The sequence below is a fragment of the Rhizobium sp. AN80A genome (genome assembly GCF_030053015.1).
GTDB lineage: Bacteria > Pseudomonadota > Alphaproteobacteria > Rhizobiales > Rhizobiaceae > Rhizobium > Rhizobium metallidurans.
In genome coordinates this window covers 35,382-61,032 of the sequence record NZ_JASJPX010000004.1, presented here as the reverse complement: position 1 = coordinate 61,032, position 25,651 = coordinate 35,382, and the positions used below count along the sequence as shown (strand labels likewise).

Genomic DNA, 25,651 nt, shown 5'->3' with positions numbered 1-25,651 from the left:
CTCGACACTCGTCGCACCCGACGAACTGGCAACGGGAAAATTTCCTCGTGCAAGCCAAGCTTGCCTCAACCAAGGGCAGGATACGAACGGCAAGAAACCCATGAGGCCGCTGATGAGTCACGGATGCTGCGTAATTGTCGCGGCCGAGCCAGGATAAGATCACGGCGCCGCAGACACGTTCGCAGCCCTTGCTGTTTCCAAGATCCGTACGGACAGCGCTGCAGCGGCAATAACACACTCCGATCTCAGGTCACCCCGATCTTAGCGGCGAGATCAAGGAGACCACCATGACAATCGACCGCGCCAGTGTGAGAACAATTCTCAAGCCATGGGGTCGTCTTGATCTCGGGCCATGGGCATCGAAAAACCATCAGGATAGCCCGGTCGGCGAAATCTCGTTTGACTGTGGCGAAGAGGGAGGGCCGGACCGTCTACTCCTCCTGAAGCTCCTGTTTACAGGGGAAACACTATCGATACAGGTTCATCCCGATGATGCTATCGCCAAGTCGATGGGGATGAAAAGCGGCAAGAGCGAAGGCTGGTATGTGTTGGCAGCGGAAGACGGGGCGCAGGTCGCCGTGGGGCTCAAACGGCCACTGACACAGCTCGAATTCAGGAACGCTGCGCTCGACGGATCAATTGACGGCCTTCTCGACTGGCAGGACGCCGCGGCCGGTGACGTGTTTTATGTTCCGGCTGGCACCGTGCATGCCATCGGTGCAGGTCTGGTCATTGCTGAAATCCAGCAGCGCAACGACACTACGTTTCGCATCTGGGATCATGGACGTTCGCGAGAACTGCATATTGACCAAGCCATAGCCGTGGCACGGCTGGAACCGGCAAGCAGCAGGAAGCTACCACGGCATATCACCGTCGAGCGCGCCGAGCTCATGTCTTGTCCGTTCTTCACCCTCGAACGGTTGGACCTCCCTGCCGACACCGTTTGGGAATTGACGGCGAGCCGCGAAAGTTGGGCTCTGGTCGTCGCGGGAGGCGGAGCAATCGGATCCCTGACAGCGAGGATCGGCGATGGGTTTTTCGCGGAAGCTGATCGTGCTGACATCCGTGTCGGGCCTGACGGAATTGTCTTGCTCATTGCCACCGCAGCGAGCTCGCCCGCGATCGGGCTCCTGAGTAAGCCCCCCGCCAAAGACCTGTCGAAGCCCGGTCCCGCCGAGGCGACCAGCTATCTCGCGGGTCCCGGCGTTGATCCATCCCGGCTGCCGGGAGTTTCGCTATGAATCAGCTCAAAAATATCGCATTCATCGGCAATTCTTTACCACGCCGCTGTGGTATCGCCACTTTCACGACGGATCTGCAGCAGGCCGTTTCGAAATCTCCCGCCCGTGTCGCCACGGCGATCGTGGCTATGACGGATCATGGTCATGTCTACGACTACCCGCCGGAGGTCCGTCTCGCGATAGCCGATAACAACCTCGACGATTATATTCATGCCGCAGACGTCCTGAACGCCGGCAATTTCGACGTCGCTTGCCTGCAGCACGAATTCGGAATTTTTGGCGGCGAGGACGGAGATCATATCGTTGCGCTGCTGTCGCGGTTGAAGATGCCGATCGTCACCACGCTGCACACGGTTCTGGCGGAGCCAAGTCTCGGCCAGCGCCGCGTCCTGAACAAACTCGTCGACCTGTCTGCCAAAGTGGTGGTCATGGCGGAAAAGGGCAGGACTTTGTTGTCGGAGGTCTATCACGTGCCGGCCGACAAGATAGAAGTCGTTCCCCATGGAATTCCCGACATGCCGTTTTCGGAACCGGCAGTCGCGAAAGCTGGCCTGGGGTTCGACGGGCGCTCGGTAATCCTGACGTTTGGGCTTCTCTCACCAAACAAAGGCATCGAGGTCATGATCGACGCCATGCCTTTGATCTTGGAAAACCGGCCCGATGCGATTTACGTTATCCTCGGAGCAACCCATCCCAATCTCGTACGCGACCAAGGCGAAGCCTATCGCGAAAGCCTGGTGACGCGGGTAAACGACCTGGGCATCGAGGACAGCGTGGTGCTTCTCGATCGCTTCGTCGACAAGGCAACGCTTCTAGAGTTCATCTCCATGTGCGATGTCTATGCCACGCCTTATCTCAATGCGGCCCAGATGACATCGGGCACTCTGGCTTACAGCTTCGGCCTCGGGAAGGCCGTCGTCTCTACACCTTACTGGCATGCGCAAGAACTGCTGGCCGAGGGACGCGGCGTACTTGTCCCATTCGGCGACGAGTCGGCAATCGGACGCGAGATCGCGTCGCTTCTCACCGACGACGCAAGACGCGACGCAATGCGCCGGCATGCATATCAAATCAGCCGACCGATGACATGGCAAAGGGCCGCAGAGCGCTATCTCGCATTGTTCTCACAGGTGGCGTCTGAAAACCCCGCATGCCAGCCCGCAACACGGAAGAACATCGTGATGCGCAGGGCCCCTGCCCTCCCCGAGCCACAGCTCGGCTACTTCATGTCGATGTGCGACGATACGGGGCTGTTTCAACATGCCGTCTATTCGGTACCGGATCGGGCGCACGGCTACTGTGTCGATGATAATGCCCGAGCGCTTCTCTTATCGGTTTCCCTGAACGGGCCTGGCGAGAGGCTGTTGCCGGAGGCACTCACCGCGCGCTTCGCGTCCTTCGTGCAGCACGCCTGGAACCCTGACGAGAAACATTTTAGAAACTTCATGGGCTTCGACCGACGCTGGCTGGAAGATAAAGGATCGGAGGACAGCCACGGCCGAACGCTCTGGGCTCTTGGCGAATGCGCCCGCGGCGACGCAAGCCCATCCCGGCGCGCCTGGGCCGCGGCCTTGTTCGCGCAGGCATTGCCGACCGTTGAAGGTTTCGGCTCGCCACGTGCCTGGGCCTTTGCGCTTTTGGGACTGGACGGCTATTGCGCAGCCTCGACTCACGACATGCTCGCGCATCGGATCCGTTTGACACTGGCCGACAGGCTGATGGATATCTTCCATCGTGTCGAGAGAATGGGCTGGAACTGGTTCGAGGAGAACCTCTCCTACGACAATGCCCGACTGTCTCAGGCCCTGATCGCGACGGGATGGAGTGCTGAACGCCCCGATTGCGTGGCAGCAGGGCTCAAATCCTTGCGATGGCTGATGACGATACAGACGAGCCCTGAAGGACTATTCAGGCCAATCGGCACGGATGGATTTACAGATCGGACGGGAGAGGTGAAGCTCTTCGATCAACAGCCTCTGGAAGCGACGGCGACGATCGCCGCATGTCATGCCGCATGGCGGGTCAGCCACGACACCACATGGAAAGAAGAGGCTGCAAAGGCTTTCGCCTGGTTCCTCGGCAGCAACGATCTCTCATTGCCGGTCGTGGATCTCGAAACAGGCAGTTGCCGCGACGGTCTGCATCCGACCCGTCGCAATGAAAACAGAGGCGGCGAATCCGTAGTCTGCTATCTCCTCGGCCTTGTGGAATTTCGCAAACTTTCACGCGCCAGTGGCCATCTGTCGACATTCGACCAGCGTCGCGCACTGACGGCATGAATCACAGCCTCAAATCAGATCGAGATCATCTTGTCACAGACAACATTTCTCAACCGCCAAGCACTTTTCCTACGACCCGATCCCACGCGCGTCGTGGTGCGGCCCTTCAAACCCGCCACGGAACCACGAGATCTCAAACCGACAGACAAGACGCGAGCCAATCACATCGTTGATCGTGTGCTCGGGCTCGACAGCGAGGTCGCAGAGCTGCAACTGGCCGAGATCCTTGAAAACTTCGAGGGCAGACACCGCAATCTGCTGGCGACGTTCGAAAAGCGCGCTAACGAAATGGAAGAGGCGTTCGCGCCTCACATTGCGTTCACCAAGGTGCAACGCCAACTCGTCGGCGCATACTTCATGCACGAATACTCCTTCGAGGCATCCGCTTTGTTCAATCCGAGCATAGTCGCCCACGCGGATCAGTCGGGCGTGCCGCGCGGCAGCAAGCGCTTTATCCTAAGCCTGCGTGCGGTCGGCGAAGGACATGTTTCGTCTCTCACCTTCAGATCGGGAATTGTCGATCAGAATGGCACCGTGGACATCGAACCCACGGCGCGGCTTGCGTCCATTCCCTCGTTCGACAACCCCTCGCCTTCATCGCCCGACGAGCCTTTGGAACTGAAATTTTCCTCCGAACAGCCAATCAGCGAACGAGTGATATTTCCGATGACCGCCGCGCAGTCGAACGGCATCGAGGATGCTCGCTTAGTCGAGTTCGAAGAGGCTGGGCAAAGAACCTACTACGCCACCTATACGGCCTATGATGGCAGAGACATTCGCTCCGAGCTCCTCGAGACCAAAGATTTTCTGTCGTTTCGGATGACGCCTCTCGCCGGGACAGCCGCCAAGAGCAAGGGAATGGCTTTATTCCCGCGAAAGATCGACGACCAATATGCGATGATCGGTCGCCAGGACAATGAAAACCTTTATCTCATCCGCTCCAACGACCTCCACGTCTGGAATGGCGGCGAGATCATTCTTGGCCCGAAATTTCCATGGGAATTCGTGCAGATGGGCAATTGCGGATCGCCGATCGAACTCGACGAGGGTTGGTTACTTCTCACACACGGGGTCGGCCCCGTGCGAAGATACGCAATCGGCGCAGCCCTTCTCGACAAGCGCGATCCGTCCAAAGTTCTCGCCCGCTCGAAAGAGCCGCTCGTTCACCCGGAGCCGTCGGAACGGGAGGGATATGTTCCAAACGTCGTCTACACGTGCGGCGCCATGCGCCACAACGATCAGATCGTGCTACCTTACGCCATCTGTGACACGTTCTCGAACTTCTCGACGATCAAGATCGCCGACCTGCTGGACACGCTGACCGGCTGACTCTCTGCATGGGGCTATCATCGTTTGGTGCCGACACGGGAAGCCAGGCAACATCAAACCGCCGCAATGCCACAGTATATGGCAGCCGAACTGCGATGCCGCCCCAAAGGGCGATACCATTGGCGAGTTTGCCAATGGTAGTCGCCGTCAATCAATCCCGAAATCGCGACCTTTATGGAGCAAGCCTCATCACGGCTTGAATTGTTCTTTTGAAATCACCACGCCGAAATTATACTCCGTCTGCCAGCAGCCGTGCTCGGGCCACCGCGGATGCAACAGTAATATCGAGCCCGCACAGCCTGATGAGACGATATGAGCAATATATGGTCTCAGCCGGAGAAGCCGCCCAATCCGGTGACCATGTCGAGGCGGAGAACCTTTATCAGCACGCTGAACACTTTTATCGCACGGCCGCCATGCAGAAAGTCGGCCAGCAACAATGAACGTGCAATCGACCTACCCTGTCGGGGGAGCCCCGGACGAAAAAGCCTGGCTCAAAATCCTTGCCAAATATCGCACGCCGCATGCGGGCCGCAGCGTGTTCGAGTTGACGATCACAGCCATCCCTTTCACCGCTTTCTGGACGCTGACCTGGTTGGCGGTTCATTACGGCTTCTGGTGGGGCCTGATCCTGATCGTCCCGGCGGCCGGATTCCTGCTGCGGCTGTTCATGATCCAGCACGATTGCGGCCATGGCTCCTTCTTTGCACGCAGGCGCTTCGATGACTGGACAGGACGCGTTCTCGGCGTCCTTACGCTGACTCCGTATGACTATTGGCGCAGGGCGCATGCCACGCACCACGCGTCGGCCGGCAATCTTGATGAGCGCGGCGTCGGAGATATCACCACTCTCACCGTGACAGAATATTATGGACGGTCGCGCTGGGGACGGATTGGATATCGCCTTTATCGGCATCCGCTGGTGATGTTTGGCATCGGCCCGGCCTGGCTTTTCCTCTTCCAGCAACGCCTGCCGATGGGTATGATGCGCGAGGGCGTGCTTCCCTGGATATCGACGATGGCCACCAACGTTGCGGTGGCGGTGATCGCCGCGCTCCTGATCTGGGTGATCGGCCCTGTCTCCTTTCTAGTCGTCCACCTACCGATTGTCCTTCTCGCGGGTTCGATCGGCGTCTGGCTATTCTACGTGCAGCATCAATTCGAGGAGACACACTGGTCGAAGGAGCCGGAATGGCAATTTCCAAAAGCCGCCCTGCACGGAGCTTCGCACTATGACCTGCCGCGGCCTCTGCGCTGGCTGACCGGCAACATCGGCATTCACCACGTGCACCACCTCTCCAGCAAGGTTCCCTACTATCGCCTGCCGGAAGTCCTTCGAAACCATCCGGAACTCGGCGAAATCGGCAGGATCACGCTGTGGCAAAGTTTGCAATGCGTGAAGTTGGTCCTGTGGGACGAAGGAAGCCGGCGATTGGTCTCGTTTCGTGAAGCGGCCGCTGTCGCGCGGTTGAGGAACTTCTCTTCGACCCCCGTTTGCTGAAGTGCCGGCTTTACCCGCCGACCATCCGAACGCCAACCTGTGTTTCAACGGGCTCGAACCACGCAATCCGGGGCCAGGCTGGTGAAGCTCTGTCGATCCGCGAGATAATAGAAGACGTCGTCGAGTCGCACGGTTGGATCCTGATAAGATCGTCATCATCGGATCGTCCGCCGGAGACGCGATCGCGAACGTCATGCTGGCGACCTATCCCGAATTGTTAGCTGCCGGCGCGATCATCGGCGGGCTTAATGATGGAACTGCCTAAGGCGGAGGGCAGGCTATCGAAATGCCGAGCAGATGGTCCATCAGTGGGCCATCGTGCACCAAGGTCTCCGACGCACCGGATGTGATCGAGCCATCAATGGCGATAGTCGTAAGAACTGGCTCAATGAGAGCGGCAAACCCGTCATCGAGATCAATCTCATCAAGGGCATGGTCCACGGTGTACCTTGCCGTTAACAGCGAAAGTCCTTTGGAAAATTCAGGGCCGCATGCTGGACGCCGGCATTGACTGCACGCGAGGCTGGTTGGGCGACCCAGGTTCGATACGACCAAGACAGCAGGAGCTTAGAAAAAAAGATAGGCATTGCAAAACCAAAAATTGAGCCTATATATTGTTTATCGACCAATGCTTGTGACGTCGTTCCAGAGCTCTATGCTCCCGTCGGATTTCCTCTCAAATAATCGATCTTATCCCGCAAGGCATCGCGGGAACCACAACGATTGCTTCGAAAGGAAATCGTTATGAACACTGGTACTGTGAAGTGGTTTAACTCCACCAAGGGCTTCGGCTTCATTCAGCCTGACAATGGCAGCACGGATGTCTTCGTGCATGTGTCTGCCGTCGAGCGCGCCGGAATGCGTTCACTCTCGGATGGTCAGAAGATCACCTATGACATCGTCCAGGACCGCAAGTCTGGCAAGAACTCTGCCGACAACCTTCAGGCGGCGTAATAAGGTCATTAGCACCGCTGACCACGGATGTACTGGCAGCAAAGCTGAATGACTGTGAGAGGTCGGGTCATGCCCGGCCTTTTGTTTTCCCGCCACAGAGATTGGCAATCGTAATCTCCGAAGCATCCGCAAGGGTAGGTTCAGTTTCGACCGCTCCTTGGCTTAAGCGGCGTGGCAGGCAGAAATGACAATAGCCTGCCCAAACGGCGAGGCAGGCATGTGGCAGACGCAATAGCCGCATCATAGGCATCGCTGTCGTTCCGGCGGCCTTACCCAACCGAGAGGAGGACGCGATGTCTTCCAACGAGTATTCCGGCCACGTTTCACAAAATCTGGCTCGTTCGAATGCGTTCGGATATTATGAACAAGTGGCCCTCGGCGCGCTTCTCAAAACCGCGGTCACCGGCGACGCTCCGCGAAATCTGCCCTTGGCGGCGATGAGAGCCTTTCCCAATTTCGGTGTCGGCGGAAAAACCCGCATGCGGACGATACTTCACGGCACGACGCTCCTCCCAGTTTAACAAATTCGCTTCGAGACAGACGCGGACCCAAATCACTCCAGCTCAAACAGCGCCGACATTTATCCGGGCGCCGAAGGATAAGCCCATGGCCAAAGGCCAAACGCGTAGCAACCGCGAAATCCGTAAACCGAAAAAAGACAAATCCGCAGCAGCGGCACCCGCGCCATCTGGCTCGCAGGTCAAGCTCACGGGCGGCCACACGACGAGCGTCAGCAAGAAATAGCTCGGAGCTGTCACCCCCAATATCATCGCAAGGGGCGCGATACCGCGCTCATTATTCGAGGACAAAATGACAAACTACACCACCCAAAAATCGGCAGAAGCGCTGTTTCGTTCACCTGCCGCCGAAGTCGGTTCCAGTGCCGAAAAGCTCTTCAACCTTCGAAAACGGATGCAACTGCGGAAGCGCGAACTGCGCGACAGCGAACGAACCGTCCGAGATGCCGCCCGTCGCCCCCGTCATCCTGTCGCAACCGCGAGGGCGCAAATGTGACCCGGTTCGATTATACGGGCGGAGCTGGACTTTACGCCGGCAAGTCGAAAGCTGGAATAAGCGGCCCTCGCTATCGGCGGTTCGAGACAGCTGCCGAAGCCCTCCGTTTCGCCGTAGAGGACATGCCAAACAGTCAGCAGCGTGGCTCTATGTTGGAGATTGACGAGGAGCGTTTTGATCAAAACCAGATTCGCGCGCTCTATGACGCGCCAGGCTACCCACTTTCACGCCGGCTCGCTTGATCGGCGACAGGTCTGACTTACTCTTGGGACGCCGGCATAAGATTTAATCTGCGACGCTCAGAGATCCGGGACACCGTCGCGACCAGGCCGATCCGATTGGCCGTGGCTTTCCGTGTCCTATGAACTGACAGCTGAAAAAGAGGAGTAAGACATGACCGATCTGCAAGAATTTGCTTCGAGTTCGAATGGAGACAAGTGGTTCGTTGGAAAAGACGCTGCGACCAACAGGCTTTTCGTCCTCCACCGGGGGAACGCATCCTCTGGCGGCCACGAGACAAGTTCGTCGGTCGATGCTTTCTTGAACCAGCAGCCCTTCGGTCCCGAGCGTGAGGCACTGGTCGTGTTTCTGGAGAAGAATAAAAGCAGCGAAGATACCGGTATTCGCGACGATGCTCAGACGCCATCCCTGCGGCTGGCGGAGGAGTACCTGCGCCTGGGCGGGCGTCGGCGCGTGAAAGTCGACGACAACATCGTCAGCACGCGAAAGTGGGACGATGAACCAGCCATGGCATCGTCATTCTGGAAGGAGCATATCGAGCCTCTGGATGAAAAGAAGCGCCGCGAGGTCAAGCTGCATCTTCCATCGATCAGCGACGACTGATCCGAAGGGCAATGGGGTCTTGTGATGAGTCCCCGAGCTCGGCAACGGACAACGCAGAGCCGTGGGCGTTTCGCCAGCTCAAGTCTGATAGAGTGGACCGGTTTGCAGTCACGCCGCGCTGACAAGGAGAGGGCATGCCGAAGCTTTCCATACGACACCGCACGACTTACCGCTATCGCTTCCCGGTTCAGCTTTCCCCCATGAGGCAATACGAATCTCACCGAGATTGCCGCTACGCACGAAGGGCCGTATGGCTGGGCGACGGACGTCTTCAGAAGTGCAATCGATTATGCAAAGCCGAGCGCGGTCCACAACGCCGGCGGTCGGGCCGTTCGAGACGCCGGCAAGGTGATCAACGATGCGCTTGGCTGCCGGATTGATGCGTTAATCAGCCGGTGCCGCACGCGGAAGGATTCGTCAGCAGCCTCGCCATCAGCTTTTAGGGTCCGTTGCTATGCCGATGCTCAACATTCATCATCGTACGACCTACGCTTTTCGAGAGAAGGTGTCGCTGTCGCCGCACCGCCTTATGCTCAGGCCACGTGAGGGCCGCTGTTGGTTTTCACGCGGAACTGAGCCGGTTTTTCCACCGAGAAGTGAGCCACCTCTAAGTATGGTTTTCTGATCAGGCTTTGGTCAAGGGATTAGCTTTTTCTCCTCTCTTTTGGGCTGCTGCGGCCGAGCTGGCTTTGAAGCGGAAGCTGTCGTTTCCGGTTTCTAAGATATGACAACGGTGGGTCAGGCGGTCGAGGAGAGCGGTTGTCATCTTGGCATCACCGAAGACCGAGGCCCATTCGCTGAAGCTAAGATTGGTGGTGATAACGACGCTGGTGCGCTCGTAGAGCTTGCTCAGCAGGTGGAAGAGCAGCGCTCCGCCGGAGGCGCTGAACGGGAGGTATCCCAACTCGTCCAGGATGAGCAGATCGAGGCGAACAAGGGTCTCGGCGATCTGGCCCGCCTTTCCTTTGGCTTTCTCCTGCTCGAGCGCATTGACCAGTTCGATTGTGGAGAAGAAGCGGACCTTTCGGCGATGATGCTCGATCGCCTGAACGCCAAGAGCCGTCGCCACATGTGTTTTTCCTGTGCCAGGTCCGCCGACAAGAACGATATTCTGCGCCCCGTCCATGAACTCGCATCGGTGCAATTGGCGCACGGTCGCTTCGTTGATCTCGCCGGCGGCGAAGTCGAAGCCGGAGATGTCCTTGTAGGCCGGGAAGCGAGCAGCCTTCATGTGATAGGCGATGGAGCGAACCTCGCGCTCGGCCATCTCGGCCTTCAGCAACTGGGACAGGATGGGCACGGCCGCATCAAAAGCTGGAGCCCCTTGCTCGATCAGGTCCGTGACGGCCTGGGCCATGCCATACATCTTCAGGCTACGCAGCATGATGACGACGGCCGCACTGGCAGGATCATGACGCATGGCGACCTCCTGCGATCCGGAGACGCAGACCATCATAGCGTTCGACATTCGCCTTGGGTTCGTGAAGCAGGGTCAGCGCCTGTGGCGTGTCGATATCGGGACCGTCGGTCGTCTTGCCGTCGATCAGCCGGTGCAGCAGATTCAGCACATGCGTCTTGGTGGCCACGCCCGCATCCAGGGCCAATTCCACGGCTCTGACAACGACCTGCTCATCGTGATGAAGGACAAGAGCGAGGATGTCGGCCATTTCTCGGTCACCGCCGGGGCGGCGAAGCATCTGGTCCTGCAATTGCCGGAATGCCAACGGCAATTCCAGAAAGGGTGCACCGTTTCGAAGGGCACCGGGTTTGCGCTGGATCACGGCAAGATAGTGTCGCCAGTCGTAAATCGTTCGTGGCGGTTTGTCGTGGCTGCGTTCTATGATCCGCGGATGTTCGCAGAGGATATTGCCTTCGGCTACCACGACCAGTCGCTCCGGATAAATCCGCAGGCTGACAGGCCGGTTCGCAAAAGACGCAGGCACGCTGTAGCGGTTCCGTTCGAAAGTAATCAGGCATGTTGGAGAGACGCGCTTGCTCTGCTCAACGAAGCCGTCAAACGCGGTAGGCAGCGCCATCAATACCGGGCGTTCCGCCGACCAGACGTCCGCGATCGTACCTGGCAAGGTGCCATGCGCTGTCTCGCGCCACAGGTTCTGGCAATGCTGTTCCAGCCAGGCATTTAATGTCGCCAAATCCGGAAAGTCCGGCATCTGCTGCCACAGACGAGGTCGGGCATCCTGGACGTTCTTCTCGACCTGACCCTTTTCCCAACCCGCGGCGGGATTGCAAAACTCAGGCGCGAAGACGTAGTGGTTCGTCATCGCCAGGAAACGGATATTGACCTGCCGCTCCTTACCGCGACCGACGCGATCGACCGCCGTCTTCATGTTATCGTAAATGCCGCGACCAGGCACACCGCCGAACACCCGGAAGCCGTGCCAGTGGGCATCGAAGAGCATCTCGTGTGTTTGCAGCAGGTAAGCCCTGATCAGAAACGCCCGGCTGTGCGATAGCTTGATATGGGCGACCTGCAGCTTCGTGCGTTCGCCGCCGATCACGGCATAATCTTCACTCCAATCGAATTGGAATGCTTCGCCTGGGCGGAAAGACAGAGGAACGAATATGCCGCGGCCCGCTGTCTGCTGCTCGACCCGCCAGTCACGGGCGAACGCGGCGACCCGACCATAGGAGCCGGTAAAGCCGAGAGCCGTCAGATCAGCATGAAGCTGCTTCAGCGTTCGGCGCTGCTTGCGCGACTTCCCGGCCTCGGTCTTCAGCCAGCCCGCCAGTTTGTCGGCAAAAGGGTCGAGCTTGCTCGGTCGTTCCGGTACCGTGAACGTCGGCTCGATCGTACCAGCGTTCAAATACTTTGCGATCGTATTGCGCGACAATCCGGTTCGTCGGCTGATCTCGCGCACCGACAACTTCTCGCGCAGTGCCATCCGACGGATGATGTTTAAAAGTCCCATGTGGATCACTCCGTTGCCCCTGTCGCTCACCGCGTTGGGGGAAGGTTCACATGGCTCAATTCTCAATGGAAATTATGCGCCTAACCGGCTCAGTTCCGCGTGGAAACCAACAATCACGCCTTTCCCAGACGACACCGATCCATCGCTTCTGCGGGGATCCAGGAGCGCCGCGCCACGATGAATGTCACTTGCGGACCTGGAGGTTGCGTACATGACTACGTGCCGTTCTATTTTGGTGCTTTGAGCCCGATGCTCCTCGGCGTGGTGAACGCGAAGAACGTTGATCAATACGACATTCTTTATTTTGAGTTCCCGATCTCTATCGTCGATCGGCCGGACACCGTCTTTACAAACGCATCGGCGAACACCGCGATTCCTCCACAATTCTACGCATCAGGCGATCAACTCGATCAGCTCGATTGGGCCGCGATTGATTATACGAAGTGGGGGAGCCTGGATGAAGCGCACCGTCACCGGCGCATGGCTGAGGCTCTCGTACACGGCCATGTTCCAGTTACCGCCGCCTCGCGCTGTGTCGTCTGGAACGATAGCGTGAAAAAGCGGGTTCAGCAGATCGTTGGCAATTCGGCATTTCCCGCCATCGAGTTCGAGGATCGAAACCGCAGGCATTACTACAAAAACCTAGAACTAAAAGACGGCACGAGCCTGGTTAAAGGACCGGGCGAGATACTCCTGCACTATAACCATTACAGGGATCACGTCATTCAGAACGGTGGGAAGCACGTCGCGACCGCAGACTTCAAAAACCTCACCGCGCTGCTCGCTGGACTTCGCGCCAATTTCGGCTGCGTCCCGCACACCGCCGAACTCGTGGGTTTAGCATCCGCCAATGCTGGTATCCACAAACAGACTGTTGATTTGCATACCAAAGACGTCGTTGAGCGCCTTGTCAATCTACCGAGATATGCGGCCCTCGGAGACAGGCAAAAGAAGCTCGCCGAGATTGCCGCTTATTTGCACGATATCGGAAAAGGTCCGAAGGCACGGTGGACCAGCAATGGAGGCCTTCAGAAGGTTGATCCCAATCATCCCGTCGGCGCCATGCCGATGATGGCCGAGATCCTCACCAAACATGTTGGAACCGTAAAGCCAAACTCGGCGGCGACGTTGATGAAATTGGTGTGCTATCATGATCTAGTTGGTGATGTCTTAGGCCGCGACCGAGACGAACGGCAAATCATCGATGTCGTCGATGACAAAGACGAGCTCGATATGCTCTTCGTCCTTGGTCAAGCGGACGTCCTGTCGCTACAGGAGCACTGGTGGGATCAGGCGAAAGCTGATCTGGTTTACCGACGGTGCTTGGCAGCAATTTAGGAAGGTTTGACGGTAGAGCGATGCTGGATTTTATACAAGGCGACCTATTCGACACAAAGGCCGACATTCGCGTGAACACGGTCAACTGTGTCGGTGTCATGGGTGCCGGTGTCGCCTTGGCGTTCAAGCAGCACTATCCCGAAATGTTCAAGGAGTATCGAGATGACTGCAAAGCTGGCCGTGTGCGACCTGGAAAGATGCACGTATGGAAATCTCTAAGCGGCGATTGGGTCGTAAATTTTCCTACGAAACGCGATTGGCGCGACCCTTCGCGATATGAGGACATCGATGCCGGTTTAGATGATCTCCGTGCCTACCTTGATACCGTCGGGCCGGTAACGGTTGCCCTGCCTGCTTTGGGATGCGGTCATGGAGGATTAGATTGGGACCGCGTATCCGAAATGATCCGTCAAAAGCTTGGCGGAGTGAACGCTCATGTCTTCGTTTTTGAGCCCGCAGCATCCCTGAGAGCTGGCAAGAGTGTGACGCAACCTTCCTCGGACGAACGAGGTAGCGTTGAGCAGTTGGGATACAAAGTCCTAAATAACCATCCCTCCGCATCGAATCCCACAGGTCTCCTGTTCGTGATGGGTCGGCAAGATCTGCTGACACGTAAATGGTTGGCGCTTCTGCCTTCGCGCCAGCCGGGCGAGCGGGAAATGAAAGCGCTGCAATCCATCGCCGCGGAACTCGCGGTCTCCGGGGCAAACGTTACCGTCGCGCTCGCTTACGGAACAAAAATCAGCGAGGAGATCGCCGACCTGTTCGCGCAACAGGGCGTTGCAACGGTCCTGCTTCTCCCATTTGGTGTTTTGACCCGCAAACCGCTAGCGAAAATACATGACATCGGTCGATCTCACCCGCTTACGATTGCATCGAGCGCGCCTCCCAATTCCAAATGGAGCCGCCCGTTGTTCGCCCAGACGATGGACATGCTTCGTGCAAACGCTGAAGCAGCCCTTCTCTCGGACCCGGAACCTGAATGGTTGACCAACAGAGGATCAGAGAAGTGGGCTCAAGCGTCGATCTCATATGTTCGATACGAACACTCCTCATCCTTTGTGCGTGAGACGCTGGATAGAATCGGCGCGCAGCCGATTGGTCGGCGCGGAGAAACCGGAGCACCTAATCTCGACCATTTGCTGACGGCACTTCGAAACCGTTTGTCAACTCCACCCAGAGACCAGAGCGAAGACCTGCGTCAAGACGTGCGAGTGCCTGAAACTGGTCGCGAGAACAGCTTAAGTCTTTCCTTCAACGGGATTTCTGAAGAGACGAAACGTGAGTTGCTGGAAGCGTTGCTGAGGGCTGCTTCAGGGGTTCGCGCGCTGACGGTGCAGCTGTCGTCCGACGTCGATGACGATGATCTTCATCGTTTGATTGAGCTTGGTTTTAGGCGGGAGAGTATTTCGCAAGATAGTCCGCCACCAACAAAGGCGCGGCCGGTCGATTCCACCGAACCGGACGATGACGGGGCCGAGGCGGGGCTTATCGGAAACTGAATGAGGTCGCTGCAGCTGCAGGCCCGTGAACCTTGCGGACGATGGACCAGACTTAGAGAATTCCCCACGCCCGAAACCTCCCCCTGCCCGTCATCTCCCTGAGGCCCAGCTCCAAAACGATCCGTCGCGCCGCCTGCGGCGTCACGTCGAGCGTCTTCGCCACCATCCCGGCCGACACCAACGGCTTCGCCATCACCAGCTCGGCCAACTCGGGCAGTTTTGAAGACGTCCGGCGTCCGTCCAGCTTTCGGTCCATCAGTGTTCGGGCGAGCGCCAGCCGGTCATGCTCTTTGAGACCTATCTCGGCGGCCGCGATCAGGCCGTGGGCAATAGCCAGCAGCCGGGTCTCCCGGTCCCGATGCCGGCGCCGATCGACGGGAATGGTTTTCAGGCCAAGGTTGATGGCGGCGAGATGGGTGCCGGTGGTGACCCCGGCCTGGCGCAGGATCGAGGCGCAAAACAACCGGCCGAGCCAGGGCGCGTGCTGCAGCACGGCAAGCTCGTTCCAGGCATCGAGGGCGACGATGGCCTGCAGCACCGCCGGCAGGTGTTCGGCCTGGCGCAACACGCCACGCCATTCATCGAGCCGGGCATCCTCGTCCCAATCGAGATCATAGACCAGTGCGTCTCTGTCTGCCGCGATGGCGCGGCCGGGCCGCGTTGCGTTTTCGATCGCGGCCTCCGATCGGGCAAGTACCGCATCGATGGCGGCATAGTCGACACCGGGAAGATCGTCGCCACCGTCCGCGTCTTCCCCCTCCCCTACCACATCGATCGCGACGGCGCGCCGGGCGGCGCCGTCCGCCTCTGCCTCGTCGGCGCCGATCGACGCCACTGGTTCAGTTTGCCGGAGCGTTCGAATGCCGTCGGCCGAAAGCGCCCAATCCGGGGATTGGCCGGCGATCCGCCGGCGAGTGCGCAGGACGTCGCGGGCGATTGTCAGCTCATGGGTCGGTGTGCGAATATCCTTCGTGGCGTCGTGGAGGACGAGGTCTTCGAGGTGGACGAGTTCGCCGTCGATCCACAGCGAGGCGGAGGCGTCGGCGAAATGCATACGCTCAATACAGCCTGCCCCGACCGCCGAACGGGCAATGCGTTCGTCGAGACGGGTCAACGCGACACCTGTGGCTTTTACTTCCAGATTTCAATCCGGGGAATGTCATACGCCAGTTGGGTTCTGGCGCTAAACTGGAGACGATTTTCAGCTAATGATTTCAGCGAGGCCCTTTGCCAAAGCGATTTCACGATCGAAGCTCGCCGGCGGCGCGCCCGGTCTTGGACGAGCACTGGTCGATGGCGCGTCGAATGGCCCGCGAGCTGGACAAAATCCTGGATGGCGGCAATCCGAAACATGCTGCCATCAAACGCGCGGCGGCTGAACTGCGGCTCACCACCCGGCAAATCTATAATCTCCTGGCCCGTTACCGAGCCGATCGCACTGTGACCAGCTTGCTTCCTCGCACCGCTGTCAGTCGGCGCAAGCGGCTGCCGGAACAGGTGGAGGCGATCATCGCGGCCACACTTCGCGAGAAGTGGCTGACGCTTGAGCCGACCCCACTTGCTCCCGTGGTCGACGAGATCCGCGCGCGGTGCGAGGAAGCCGGTCTTGCCGTTCCCTCATATGTGACGGTCGCTCGGCGCATCCCGATGTTGTTTTCGCCTGAAGAGATCGCGAAGAAGCGATCGGCCAATCCAAAGCACTTGCTGCGGCTGAAGCCGCGTCCCGGCTATATCCATGCGCCACACCCGCTCGCCGTCTGCCAAATCGACCATACGCCGACTGATATCCATTTCGTGGAGGTGGTCGATGGTGCCGGTGTGTTCGTCGGCCGCCCATATTTGACTGTTATCACCGACGTGGCGACACGATCCATCGTCGGCTTCTGCCTCACCTTGGAAAAGCCGTCGGTTCTGTCCGTTGCGCTTTGTCTCGCCCAAGCCATGTGCCCGAAAGATACATGGCTTGCAGCGCGCAATCTCAATCACGCCTGGCCGATGTTCGGTCGGCCGCAGTTGCTCGTCACGGACTCGGCGATGGAATTCAAGGGACATGCCTTCCAGCGAGGATGTGATGATTATGGGATCAGGATCCGGTATCGCGATCGCGGCCGGGTCCATCAAGGCGGCGTGGTTGAACGGCTGCTGGGAAAGCTCAACGCCGTCCTCGCAACCTACCCGGGCTCTTCGGGCCGTTCGGTGGCCCACCGCGACGAATATCCATCCGAGCGGCGCGCCTGCGTGAGCTTCGCCGATCTGGAGCGTTGCGTTGCGCTGGCCGTGATCGATCACAACCTGCAGGAAAATTCCAAGACCCTGAATGTCCCCATGACGGAATGGCAGCGCAACGCAACCGCCCTGCCTCGTTTCGACGATGACCCGCAGCGCGTGCTGTTGTCGTTCTTGCCGGGGACGGAAAGGCAATTGTCACCGCAAGGGATCAGCATGTTCGCCATGCACTATTATTCGCCGTGGCTGAGCGCCGTCGTTCCCGAACGTGACCGGCTCGGAAAGCTTGAGGTGCGATACGACCCCCGTGACATCAGCCATGTTTACATCCGCGACCCGGAAACAAGACAGTTTCGGCCGGTCGAGCGACGCGACGGCCAACTGACGTCAGTGACGCTGTGGGAGCATGAGGCGGAACGCACCCGTCGGCGTGCGGCAAACCACCGCTCAAGCACTGAGAAGGTGGCGCTCCGCCGCGAGATCGCAGCCATTGTGCAATCGGCGAAACCCTCCAGGCGCCAGTTGCGTGATGCTGTCCGCAAGGCCCATGCCGCTGCGGCGGAGAAGTCTTATGCAGTCATGCAACCGCGGACGCCTCCTCCCGCCGAGCATCCCCCGCGCCAGAAGAGCCGCTTGCCGGTGGAGGACTGGTAGCAATAGTGGATCATTTGCTCGAGCACGTCCGACCGTATCTTGACCGTGATCAGGAGGAAAGGATCGCCTATATCCGCGCGCCACGGTGGATAGGGCATCATGCCGCCCAGGATAGCCATCGGCGACTTGCCGAGCTTCTGTTACGGCCTGCGTCTTTGCGAACCCAGGGGCTGATGTTGGTCGGCCCCTACGCCAACGGTAAGACGATGATTGCCGAGCGGTTCGCCGTCGAGCACCTGAGAACCTCGCCCAAGCAAAGGGTATGGATAGCCCAGACACGCGAAGGCGCCGGCCTTGGCCATTTCTATGCCAGCATTCTCCAGGCGCTGCGGGCGCCCGGCGCCGATATGTGGAACCTCGGCCGCAAGGCCGAGCAACTCGATCACTTGTTGGCCAGCGTCAGGCCGAGGGTGCTGATTTTCGACGAGTTCCACAATGCGTTGCGGGGCCGTGCGCGCGACGTCGAAGCCGTATTTGCTTTCCTGCGGCGGATTGGCCGCCAGTATGACATCTCGCCGGTGCTGATTGGCGAGGTGGCCGTCTGCGATTTTATCAACGCCACCAGCGAGATGGCGAGCCGCTTCGACCTGGTCGCAGTTCCACGCTGGCAATATGACGAGAACTATCTCATGCTGCTCGACAGTCTCGAAGCCGCTTTGCCGCTGGCCAAAAGCTCGGATTTGTCGACCGAACCGTTGGCCCGGATAATATTCAGCCTGTCGGAAGGCCTGATCGGTGAAATCGTCACCATCGTCACCAAGGCAGCTGTCGCGGCGATCAGATCCGGGAGCGAACGCATCACCAAGGCCGGAATCGACGAACTGCACCATGTGCCGGTCTCGCAGCGGCGCAGCAGGGCCTTGCGCGAGAGCCTTCTATGATGACGGCCGACGCGCGCACGCCGGCAATCAGCATTCGCGAACGATATGGTGACGTGGTTTCTGACCTGTGGCCGGTCACCGTGATGCCGCAGCCAGACGAATTGCTATCAAGCTGGTTGCACCGGCTTGCCTATGCCAATGGGGTAGCCCCGAAAGCATTCGCGCGCGTGCTCGGACTTAATCCGGGAATGTGGTCGGCCGCCCTCGATCTGAGGCTGCCGGCCGACATAGCAAACCTGCTGTATGCCAAAACGGGCGTCGCGCCCGATCAGCTCGCGGCGATGACATTGTCGCAGGATCTGCCCAAACAGCTCTTGCTGCCGCTACGCTACAACGGGCAACGCGACAGTTCTACGTGGCTGCAGTTCTGCTGCCGTTGTTTGAGCGAGGATGCGCAACCCTATTTCCGGCGTCGATGGCGGCTGGCGACACGGGTTTCTTGCACAGAGCATGGCTGTCGATTGCGCGATCGATGTCCGTCCTGCAACAGCTCCATTGCAGTCTTTGACCAGAGCGAATTCGTGCCGCAACATTCTTGTGCTGCGTGCGGCTACGACTTACGCCGCGCACCAATCCCTTACCTCAGTCCAATGACGAGAACGTTCGACCGATGCATCGACAATGTATGCAGCCTGGAAGCAATCGCCCACTCCCCATCAGGACCCATGCTTATCCGTCGGCTCTTGAGCTTGCCCAGTGCAGGCGGATACTACTCGGCGATGATCCTCACCAGTCTGTCGACAGCGGCAAGGGCTTACTGCGCCGAACTTCTCAATTGCCCCAGTGAAGGGCCGGTGGATGACGCCGAGGATGAGGAACGCAAAGCACGCCGTCTGAGACGCCTGATTCCGCCGCCGTGTGATCACCCCGCCTGGATCGAGCTTCTGGCGAACGCTCTCAGGCGAAGCAGAGGACGGCCGAATGTCTCGAAAGGCAAGGAGCCGACTATAAAGCTTCCGGACCTGCTAGGCGCCTATGCCAGAATGAACCCAGGTCCCGGCCGTCGCCGGGTGCAGGAGATGATTGGAACCTAAAGAAGCCGCACAGGACCTAAATCGTCACTCCTCCAGTACGTCGCTCTCAGCCAGCCCAAGCGCGGTTTCCTTGAGCGCCTGCCGGCTGAGCAGCCCGGCGTCCTCGAGCCCCTCCAGATCGGGCAGGTCACGCAGTGTCTCAAGGCCGAACGCCGACAGGAAATGCTTCGTCGTCACATAGGTGTAGGGCGCGCCGGGTGTCGGGCTGCGCGGGCCGGAGCTGAGAAACCCGGCATCGCGAAGGCCGGCAATCGTGTCGCGGCTTATCTCCTTGCCGAACATGTTGGACAACTCGCCGCGGGTCACCGGCTGCAAGTATGCGATCGCCGCCAGCACCGCAGCCTCGTTTTCGGACAGCGACGCGGCGACGCTACGCGTTGGCGCCTGCGAGGCACGGATCGCAGACGCGTAAGCCGAACGGCTTCGATGCTGCCAGCCCCCGGCGACCGCAACGATGTCATAGGGACGTGACCGCAGATCCTCGCGCAAATCATCGATGATGAGATCGATGCTGCAGCCGCAACCGACCACGCGCGCCAAAATCTCACGGCTGACCGGCTCGGCGGCGGCAAAGATCACTGCTTCCACCCGCAGCATCCATTCGCGCCAGCGCAGCTCCGGCGGCAGATCTTCGAGCTCGCGATCGAGCAACACTTCGTCCTGCGGCCGTGACTTCCGTCGTGTTGCGCTTGATCCCGCCATCGTCACAACCCAAAAATCCGGAACGAAGTTCGGCCGGACAGTTCACGCACCGCGCCAAAACTTTCCAGCCGCTCGAACAATCGCGTCGCCGCCCAGCGGGAGAGATGGCTGCCGGGCGCGGAGGCGGGCATGGCATCCTCGTTGAGCAGCTTTTCGATGACGACGCCGGCGCCTTTGGTTCGCACCTTCGGCGCCACCGCCAACAATGTCTCGGCACGCCGGCCAATGTCATTGGCCTGCCGCAAGGCCTCGACCGTGGCGGACACGAGCGCCAGGCACACCGTCCGCGGGAAAGCGGGCTCCCCGGGCCGCACCCGTCCGCGGCCCCCGATCGTCTTGAACGCTGCGCCATAACGCTCACCCATCGTGAGCGGCACGCCACACGCCCAGGCGAGTTTTTCCGCGAGCAGGCGGTCGGCCAGCCACCAGGCCAAAATTTCGGCATCTGGCCGGGCGGCGCAGATGTTGGTGACAAGGTCGGCGACGACGAAGGGCACAGCACGACCGGACTGAAGCGCGCCGTCAAATAAATCGGCAATTTCGCTCAGGCCCTCGCGACGCATCCCCATCAGCGCCGCTACCTCCTCCAGAACTTTGCTGCTGATCGGCCGCTTCTTTGCCGCCAGTTTCTGGAATGCCAAATACATAGCTCCGGCCGGCCCGGGATCGTTGCCAGGCGCGGTGAGCAGCACCACATCGCGCAAGCCCGCCTCGCCTTCGTTGCGGCCAATCAGCTGCACGGCCGAATGCGAGGCCCTAAGCGCCAGGCGCTGGCGCCAGCAGCCCGCCCACGGCAGGTCGGCGCGAACCAAATCGTCGAGCGATTTCAGAGCAATGCCAGCGGCAAAGGCGGCGTCCCCTTCGCTTGAATCGCGCGCGCGCCCGTTCGCCCAAGCCGGTAGGGGAGACACGGTCGCTGGGAGAACCGGGGCGGCGAAAGGTGGGGGAAGGCGCGAATCCATGCCGTCAAGCATAGCCGAGGCGCGCAGTTTCTACCACCTATTTCACAATCAACCGCACAGCCTGTCCGCATATAATTATGTCCGATAATCTTGCATTATCGGACATTATGCTCATTATAGAGAAATGGCCCAAATCATTGAGCACAACAGCGAAAATCACGTCAAACAGACCTCTGCGCCGTCTCTCAGCACGGCGGCTGGACATGATGTTTACGCGCCGGTGTTGAGGGACAGCGCCCTCCCCTCCCCTACTGATCAGGATCAGACGCCAGCGCATCTTGCCAGCCTCGCAGATCGCGCCCGGGGATACGTCGAAGCGGCGAGTTCTGCGAACACCCGCAGAGCCTATGCCTCCGACTGGAAGCACTTTTCAGCATGGTGCCGGCGGTCGAACCTCACTCCCCTCCCCCCGCAGCCGCAGACAGTCGGGCTCTATATCACCGCCTGCGCTTCCGGCACGGCTGAACGTGGTGCAAAAGCAAACTCGGTCTCGACCATCGAACGCCGCCTCTCGTCGCTCTCCTGGAACTATGCCCAGCGTGGCCTCTCGCTCGATCGCAAGGACCGGCATATCGACACCGTGATGGCCGGCATCCGCAACAGCCACGCCAGGCCACCGGTCCAGAAGGAAGCGGTCATGGCTGAGGACATCATCGCCATGGTCGAGACGCTCGATCGCGGCTCTCTGCGTGGCCTGCGGGATCGGGCGATGCTGCTCATCGGCTTTGCTGGAGGACTTCGACGCTCCGAGATCGTCGGCCTCGATCTGAAAGCCGACCAGACAGAAGACGGTCGCGGTTGGATCGAGATCCTCGACAAGGGCATGCTCATTACCCTGCGCGGTAAAACCGGATGGCGAGAGGTCGAGGTCGGCCGCGGTTCGGCCGATGCGACCTGCCCGGTCGCCGCAATCGAGACCTGGATCAAGTTCGCTAAACTGGCTCATGGCCCCCTTTTTCGTCGGGTGACGGGGCAAGGGAAAGCTGTCGGGTCGGAGCGGCTGAACGACAAGGAGGTCGCTCGGCTTGTGAAAAGGGCCGCAATGGCCGCAGGCGTTCGCAGCGATCTCAGCGAAATTGAACGCGCCTTCAAATTCTCCGGCCATTCTCTTCGCGCGGGCTTGGCCTCTTCCGCTGAAGTGGACGAGCGTTACGTCCAGAAACAGCTCGGTCATGCTTCCGCGGAGATGACTCGGCGATATCAACGGCGACGTGATCGCTTCCGGGTAAATCTAACCAAGGCATCTGGGCTTTAGCTGTCTGCTCCCCTGCCGTTCAAGCGCTTGCAGAAAACCCGCTAGCGCACTATAGTCACTATAGTCATTTTGGTTATAGGTGAAGCGATGCAAACAACAACGCACGACGAGATGAGCTGGACGGTCGCTGGCGCGAAGGCAAAGCTCTCGGAGGTCATGGAGCGCGCGCAATTGGCACCTCAGACGATTACACGCAACGGAAAGCCAAGCGTGGTCGTCGTTTCTGCAGATGAGTGGCAGAAGAAAACTGGGCGCAGGGGATCGCTTGCGGAATTTCTGTTGTCATCGCCTCTGCGCGGAGCGGATCTGGATCTTCAACGTCAACGTGACGAGCCGCGTGACTTGTCGTTATGAGACTGCTGCTCGATACGAATGTGCTGTCGGAAGTCACAAAACCTAGCCCAGATGAAGGTGTTCTGAGATGGATTCACGGGTTGGACGAAGACCGCACGTTCATCAGCATCGTGTCGATTGCTGAAATTAGACGGGGCGTCGCGTTGATGGATAGCGGACGAAAGCGCGAGGCCCTGGGCGAGTGGCTCGCACACGATCTGCCTCAGCGTTTCGAAAATCGGATTATTCCGGTGGAAGCGCCCGTCGCCCTGGCCTGGGGCGATCTTATGGCGCTTGCCAAGCGAAGCGGTCGTGGGCTTGCCTCGATGGACGGGCTGATTGCAGCCACCGCCGTCGCTCATCAGTTGACGCTTGCGACACGCAACACCAAAGATTTCGAGGGCTTCGGAGTTGATATCCTCAACCCATGGGCGGCTTGATCAACTCCATGTTCGTCGATGGAAGGATTAGTCTACATGCTCTCATACAGCTTGCTCAAAAACCACGCTGGCATCCTTCTCGTCGGAGACCACACGTCCCTGACCTGGCTGCACGAAGTCGTCCACGAGGTGAATGACCGCTCACCGATTGTCATCGACAAGGAAGGCTCGTTTCTGGGCCTGGCCTACGATGTGCGCAAAGCCTTTGAGCGGCAACGTGAGGTTATCCAGCCGCCAAAGCATTCTGAGGAAATCGGTGTTCGATACGGTGTCCAGATCCTCTGGCCAGTTCTTCTGCTGCAGCAGAGGCTGTTGAGACAATCCCTCGCGTTCCTTAGCCATACGGCCAAGACCCAGGCTATCTCTTACGCTCTGGAGGCGGTCATCGAGGATGCGCTGCGCGAAGACTTTGGTGCACAGGCTGAGCAAATCATTGGTCTCTGGCAGCGCCTTGATCCAGCACAGCTTGAAGTATTCGACATGATCGACAGCCGCGGGGGATCTTCTGCTCATGGACGAAGGCCCAACGAAAATCCGGCTTTGCGCAGCTCCTTTCAAGCTTCGATCCGATGTATGACAGCTTCTACTCTATGCGATTGAAGAACGGCGAGAAGAACCTGGTCTCCCCGGCAGAATTCGCTGCATGGGAAAATGCGGAATGGCCGGATCCCCGGTGGTAAATCACTGGAACATCAATAGTGATATCAACCGGATGGTGCCCCTTCCCTACCCTCTGTTGAAACCGCAAGCTAAAAACTGAAGGAAGGGTTTTTCGCTTATCGCTTCAATTGAAATCGGGAACTAAAAACCACAGAGGTTCTAACCATCGATAAGTATCGCTTATCGATGGTTATTGATTTCGGATCGCTAATCGGCAATGTCGGCCATCCTGATTCAGCGGATTCCCCACATTTCCGGCGATTTCGGGCCTATTTCGCCCTCATTCGGTGGATTCAACGCGCTCTTCGCGCTTTGCCCGCTCAGTACAGGCGCAGTCGCCGCAGGCTCTGAAGAAAATTCCGGTCGGCGTCGTCCGTCCGAGCGCAGATCAGCGAACGTTATGCGCTCAGAAGCCTTACTTCCCAGCGTTTCCGCCTCAGATCGCCGCTGGCGCGCGTTCGAATAACTGGATGACCAAACACCAGTGTATGGTCATAAATCGCGCTCTGCGGACTCGCATATCACTCATAAAACACGCTTGCAAAGGACCGTTTATCGACGCATTCTTTATTTGAACAAAATGCCAGAATCGAGCCGAATATCCATGGCAAAATCAGCGAGACGTGTAGCCCCTCCCCTGCCGCGGCGCTTGATGGGTTATGCGCGTGTTTCTACAGAGGACCAGCTCCACGATGCGCAGGTCGATGAACTGCGCGCGGGGGCTGCGACCGGATCTATCAGGAGCACGGCTCAGGTGCCTCTCGTGCCAGACCAGTTCTCGCCAGACTGCTAAGGGAGCTGACCACCGGCGACGTCCTCGTCGTCGTGCGACTGGACCGGTTGGCACGATCCGTCAGTCATCTGCTTGATGTCATCGAAGACCTTGAGGAACGTGGCGTCCATTTCCGATCGCTGCGCGATCCGATCGACACGTCGACGCCTCAGGGTATGTTTTCGCTACAGGTCCTGGGCGCCGTCGCCCAGCTTGAGCGTGCGCTCATAGCGGAGCGAACGAAATCGGGTATGAAGGCTGCCAAGGCACGCGGCCGGATTGCAGGCAATCCGGGCCTTCGCGAGCGACGCCCTGAGGCGATACGGACTGCGGCCGCTGCGAAGAACCAGCTTTATCTCGACGAGCTGATCACCTCGGCGCAGACCTGGCTTCCGATGGTGAAGCGACTACGCCCACAGCATAGCTGGGACAATGTCGTCCTGGTCCTTAACCGCAAGGGCCACGACTGGACTGTCGAGCGGTTACGCCGTGCTGTCCATCGCATGGTTCGCGAAAAGCTCGCGGACCCTGAACTGTTGGCGCGATCCCCTCGCAGACCAGTAGACGATCACCATATGAAGCTGGTGGCAGCAATCGCTATCGCCGATCCGAGTTTGACACTGCGCGACATCGCGGCGCAGTTGGATCAGATGGGAGAGCGTCCGGTTCGCGGCGGCCGGAAATGGCAACCCTCGTCCGTAAAAGCGCTCATGGACGAGGCGTTTCGCTTCGGGCTTCTTCGGGGCTGACGGAGTCTCAAAGAGTGCTAAGTCAACGCGTCGGCTCCACAACGCAGCACCA

At 59.1% G+C, this 25,651-nt stretch carries 26 protein-coding genes and 1 pseudogene; 22 read left to right on the top strand and 5 right to left on the bottom strand.

Annotated elements, in window-relative coordinates; genetic code table 11:
* Positions 1–287: 287 nt before the first annotated feature.
* From P3R82_RS29860 to P3R82_RS29805, 12 genes are all read left to right on the top strand, one after another.
* Positions 288–1,241, top strand: coding sequence for a class I mannose-6-phosphate isomerase (locus tag P3R82_RS29860; RefSeq protein ID WP_183902437.1), 954 nt, complete (start codon positions 288–290; stop codon positions 1,239–1,241).
* Entirely contained in the window at positions 1,238–3,520 is a 2,283-nt protein-coding gene (locus tag P3R82_RS29855) for a glycosyltransferase family 4 protein (RefSeq protein WP_183902436.1), read from the top strand. The genes P3R82_RS29860 and P3R82_RS29855 overlap by 4 nt, the downstream gene beginning before the upstream one ends.
* Before the next feature lie 30 nt (positions 3,521–3,550).
* A complete protein-coding gene (locus P3R82_RS29850; protein WP_183902435.1) occupies positions 3,551–4,849 on the top strand; it encodes a glycoside hydrolase family 130 protein in 1,299 nt (432 codons plus the stop codon).
* A gap of 323 nt (positions 4,850–5,172) precedes the next feature.
* On the top strand, positions 5,173–5,292 hold the full coding sequence (locus P3R82_RS29845) for a DUF4167 domain-containing protein (protein ID WP_210279760.1): 120 nt from the start codon (positions 5,173–5,175) through the stop codon (positions 5,290–5,292).
* On the top strand, positions 5,289–6,350 hold the full coding sequence (locus tag P3R82_RS29840; RefSeq protein ID WP_183902433.1) for a fatty acid desaturase: 1,062 nt from the start codon (positions 5,289–5,291) through the stop codon (positions 6,348–6,350). Before P3R82_RS29845 ends, P3R82_RS29840 begins: the two co-directional genes overlap by 4 nt.
* 133 nt (positions 6,351–6,483) lie before the next feature.
* Complete coding sequence (locus tag P3R82_RS29835; RefSeq protein ID WP_183902432.1) at positions 6,484–6,615, top strand: PHB depolymerase family esterase; 132 nt, start codon at positions 6,484–6,486, stop codon at positions 6,613–6,615.
* Between the two features lie 479 nt (positions 6,616–7,094).
* Positions 7,095–7,304 carry a cold-shock protein gene (locus P3R82_RS29830; protein WP_029870033.1) on the top strand — a complete coding sequence of 70 codons (210 nt, stop codon included), beginning with the start codon at positions 7,095–7,097 and terminating at the stop codon, positions 7,302–7,304.
* A 293-nt stretch (positions 7,305–7,597) separates the two neighbouring features.
* A complete protein-coding gene (locus P3R82_RS29825) occupies positions 7,598–7,825 on the top strand; it encodes a hypothetical protein (RefSeq protein WP_183902431.1) in 228 nt (75 codons plus the stop codon).
* A gap of 85 nt (positions 7,826–7,910) precedes the next feature.
* Positions 7,911–8,048, top strand: coding sequence for a hypothetical protein (locus tag P3R82_RS29820; RefSeq protein WP_183902430.1), 138 nt, complete (start codon positions 7,911–7,913; stop codon positions 8,046–8,048).
* Positions 8,049–8,114: 66 nt separating this feature from the next.
* Positions 8,115–8,318: a hypothetical protein gene (locus tag P3R82_RS29815; protein WP_183902429.1), complete on the top strand. Its 204-nt coding sequence runs from the start codon at positions 8,115–8,117 to the stop codon at positions 8,316–8,318.
* A 393-nt stretch (positions 8,319–8,711) separates the two neighbouring features.
* Positions 8,712–9,161, top strand: coding sequence for a hypothetical protein (locus tag P3R82_RS29810; RefSeq protein ID WP_246400283.1), 450 nt, complete (start codon positions 8,712–8,714; stop codon positions 9,159–9,161).
* A gap of 454 nt (positions 9,162–9,615) precedes the next feature.
* A complete protein-coding gene (locus P3R82_RS29805; RefSeq protein ID WP_183902428.1) occupies positions 9,616–9,786 on the top strand; it encodes a transglutaminase N-terminal domain-containing protein in 171 nt (56 codons plus the stop codon).
* Here P3R82_RS29805 and istB read toward each other — a convergent pair whose 3' ends face one another.
* On the bottom strand, positions 9,787–10,581 hold the full coding sequence (gene istB / locus P3R82_RS29800) for an IS21-like element helper ATPase IstB (protein WP_183902427.1): 795 nt from the start codon (positions 10,579–10,581) through the stop codon (positions 9,787–9,789). It abuts the gene before it with no gap.
* Positions 10,571–12,091 carry an IS21 family transposase gene (gene istA, locus P3R82_RS29795; protein WP_183902426.1) on the bottom strand — a complete coding sequence of 507 codons (1,521 nt, stop codon included), beginning with the start codon at positions 12,089–12,091 and terminating at the stop codon, positions 10,571–10,573. The genes istB and istA overlap by 11 nt, the downstream gene beginning before the upstream one ends.
* Positions 12,092–12,190: 99 nt before the next feature.
* On the opposite strand from istA, the gene P3R82_RS29790 reads away from it, so the two are divergent.
* A complete protein-coding gene (locus P3R82_RS29790) occupies positions 12,191–13,429 on the top strand; it encodes a DarT ssDNA thymidine ADP-ribosyltransferase family protein (protein ID WP_183902425.1) in 1,239 nt (412 codons plus the stop codon).
* 20 nt (positions 13,430–13,449) lie between these two features.
* The gene (locus P3R82_RS29785; protein ID WP_183902424.1) at positions 13,450–14,931 is read left to right on the top strand and encodes a macro domain-containing protein; all 1,482 of its coding nucleotides are present in this window, start codon (positions 13,450–13,452) and stop codon (positions 14,929–14,931) included.
* Positions 14,932–14,983: 52 nt separating this feature from the next.
* On the opposite strand, the gene P3R82_RS29780 is transcribed toward P3R82_RS29785, so the two are convergent.
* Positions 14,984–16,072 (bottom strand): RHE_PE00001 family protein, encoded by a 1,089-nt coding sequence (locus tag P3R82_RS29780; RefSeq protein ID WP_283196492.1) that lies wholly within the window; start codon positions 16,070–16,072, stop codon positions 14,984–14,986.
* Positions 16,073–16,236: 164 nt separating this feature from the next.
* Here P3R82_RS29780 and P3R82_RS29775 point away from each other — a divergent pair, with 164 nt between their 5' ends.
* From P3R82_RS29775 to P3R82_RS29765, 3 genes are read left to right on the top strand one after another with little or no spacing between them, the layout of a single operon-like run.
* Positions 16,237–17,811 (top strand): Mu transposase C-terminal domain-containing protein, encoded by a 1,575-nt coding sequence (locus P3R82_RS29775; protein WP_225245755.1) that lies wholly within the window; start codon positions 16,237–16,239, stop codon positions 17,809–17,811.
* A gap of 2 nt (positions 17,812–17,813) precedes the next feature.
* The gene (locus P3R82_RS29770; protein ID WP_035243718.1) at positions 17,814–18,692 is read left to right on the top strand and encodes a TniB family NTP-binding protein; all 879 of its coding nucleotides are present in this window, start codon (positions 17,814–17,816) and stop codon (positions 18,690–18,692) included.
* The gene (locus tag P3R82_RS29765; RefSeq protein WP_003501672.1) at positions 18,689–19,726 is read left to right on the top strand and encodes a TniQ family protein; all 1,038 of its coding nucleotides are present in this window, start codon (positions 18,689–18,691) and stop codon (positions 19,724–19,726) included. Before P3R82_RS29770 ends, P3R82_RS29765 begins: the two co-directional genes overlap by 4 nt.
* Before the next feature lie 24 nt (positions 19,727–19,750).
* Here the strand turns inward: P3R82_RS29765 and P3R82_RS29760 are convergent, their stop codons facing one another.
* Both P3R82_RS29760 and P3R82_RS29755 read right to left on the bottom strand, forming a co-directional pair.
* Positions 19,751–20,428 (bottom strand): SMC-Scp complex subunit ScpB, encoded by a 678-nt coding sequence (locus P3R82_RS29760; RefSeq protein WP_051032483.1) that lies wholly within the window; start codon positions 20,426–20,428, stop codon positions 19,751–19,753.
* A 2-nt stretch (positions 20,429–20,430) separates the two neighbouring features.
* Complete coding sequence (locus P3R82_RS29755) at positions 20,431–21,390, bottom strand: DUF1403 family protein (RefSeq protein WP_035243841.1); 960 nt, start codon at positions 21,388–21,390, stop codon at positions 20,431–20,433.
* 124 nt (positions 21,391–21,514) lie between these two features.
* On the opposite strand from P3R82_RS29755, the gene P3R82_RS29750 reads away from it, so the two are divergent.
* From P3R82_RS29750 to P3R82_RS29730, 5 genes and pseudogenes are all read left to right on the top strand, one after another.
* Positions 21,515–22,645, top strand: a complete 1,131-nt coding sequence (locus P3R82_RS29750) for a site-specific integrase (protein WP_283196467.1) — start codon at positions 21,515–21,517, stop codon at positions 22,643–22,645.
* Between the two features lie 87 nt (positions 22,646–22,732).
* Positions 22,733–22,999, top strand: coding sequence for a type II toxin-antitoxin system Phd/YefM family antitoxin (locus P3R82_RS29745; protein ID WP_283196466.1), 267 nt, complete (start codon positions 22,733–22,735; stop codon positions 22,997–22,999).
* Positions 22,996–23,418 carry a type II toxin-antitoxin system VapC family toxin gene (locus P3R82_RS29740; RefSeq protein ID WP_283196465.1) on the top strand — a complete coding sequence of 141 codons (423 nt, stop codon included), beginning with the start codon at positions 22,996–22,998 and terminating at the stop codon, positions 23,416–23,418. Before P3R82_RS29745 ends, P3R82_RS29740 begins: the two co-directional genes overlap by 4 nt.
* 36 nt (positions 23,419–23,454) lie before the next feature.
* Positions 23,455–24,018, top strand: coding sequence for a hypothetical protein (locus tag P3R82_RS29735; protein WP_283196464.1), 564 nt, complete (start codon positions 23,455–23,457; stop codon positions 24,016–24,018).
* A 664-nt stretch (positions 24,019–24,682) separates the two neighbouring features.
* Positions 24,683–25,599, top strand: a pseudogene (locus P3R82_RS29730) (recombinase family protein).
* Positions 25,600–25,651 lie beyond the last annotated feature (52 nt).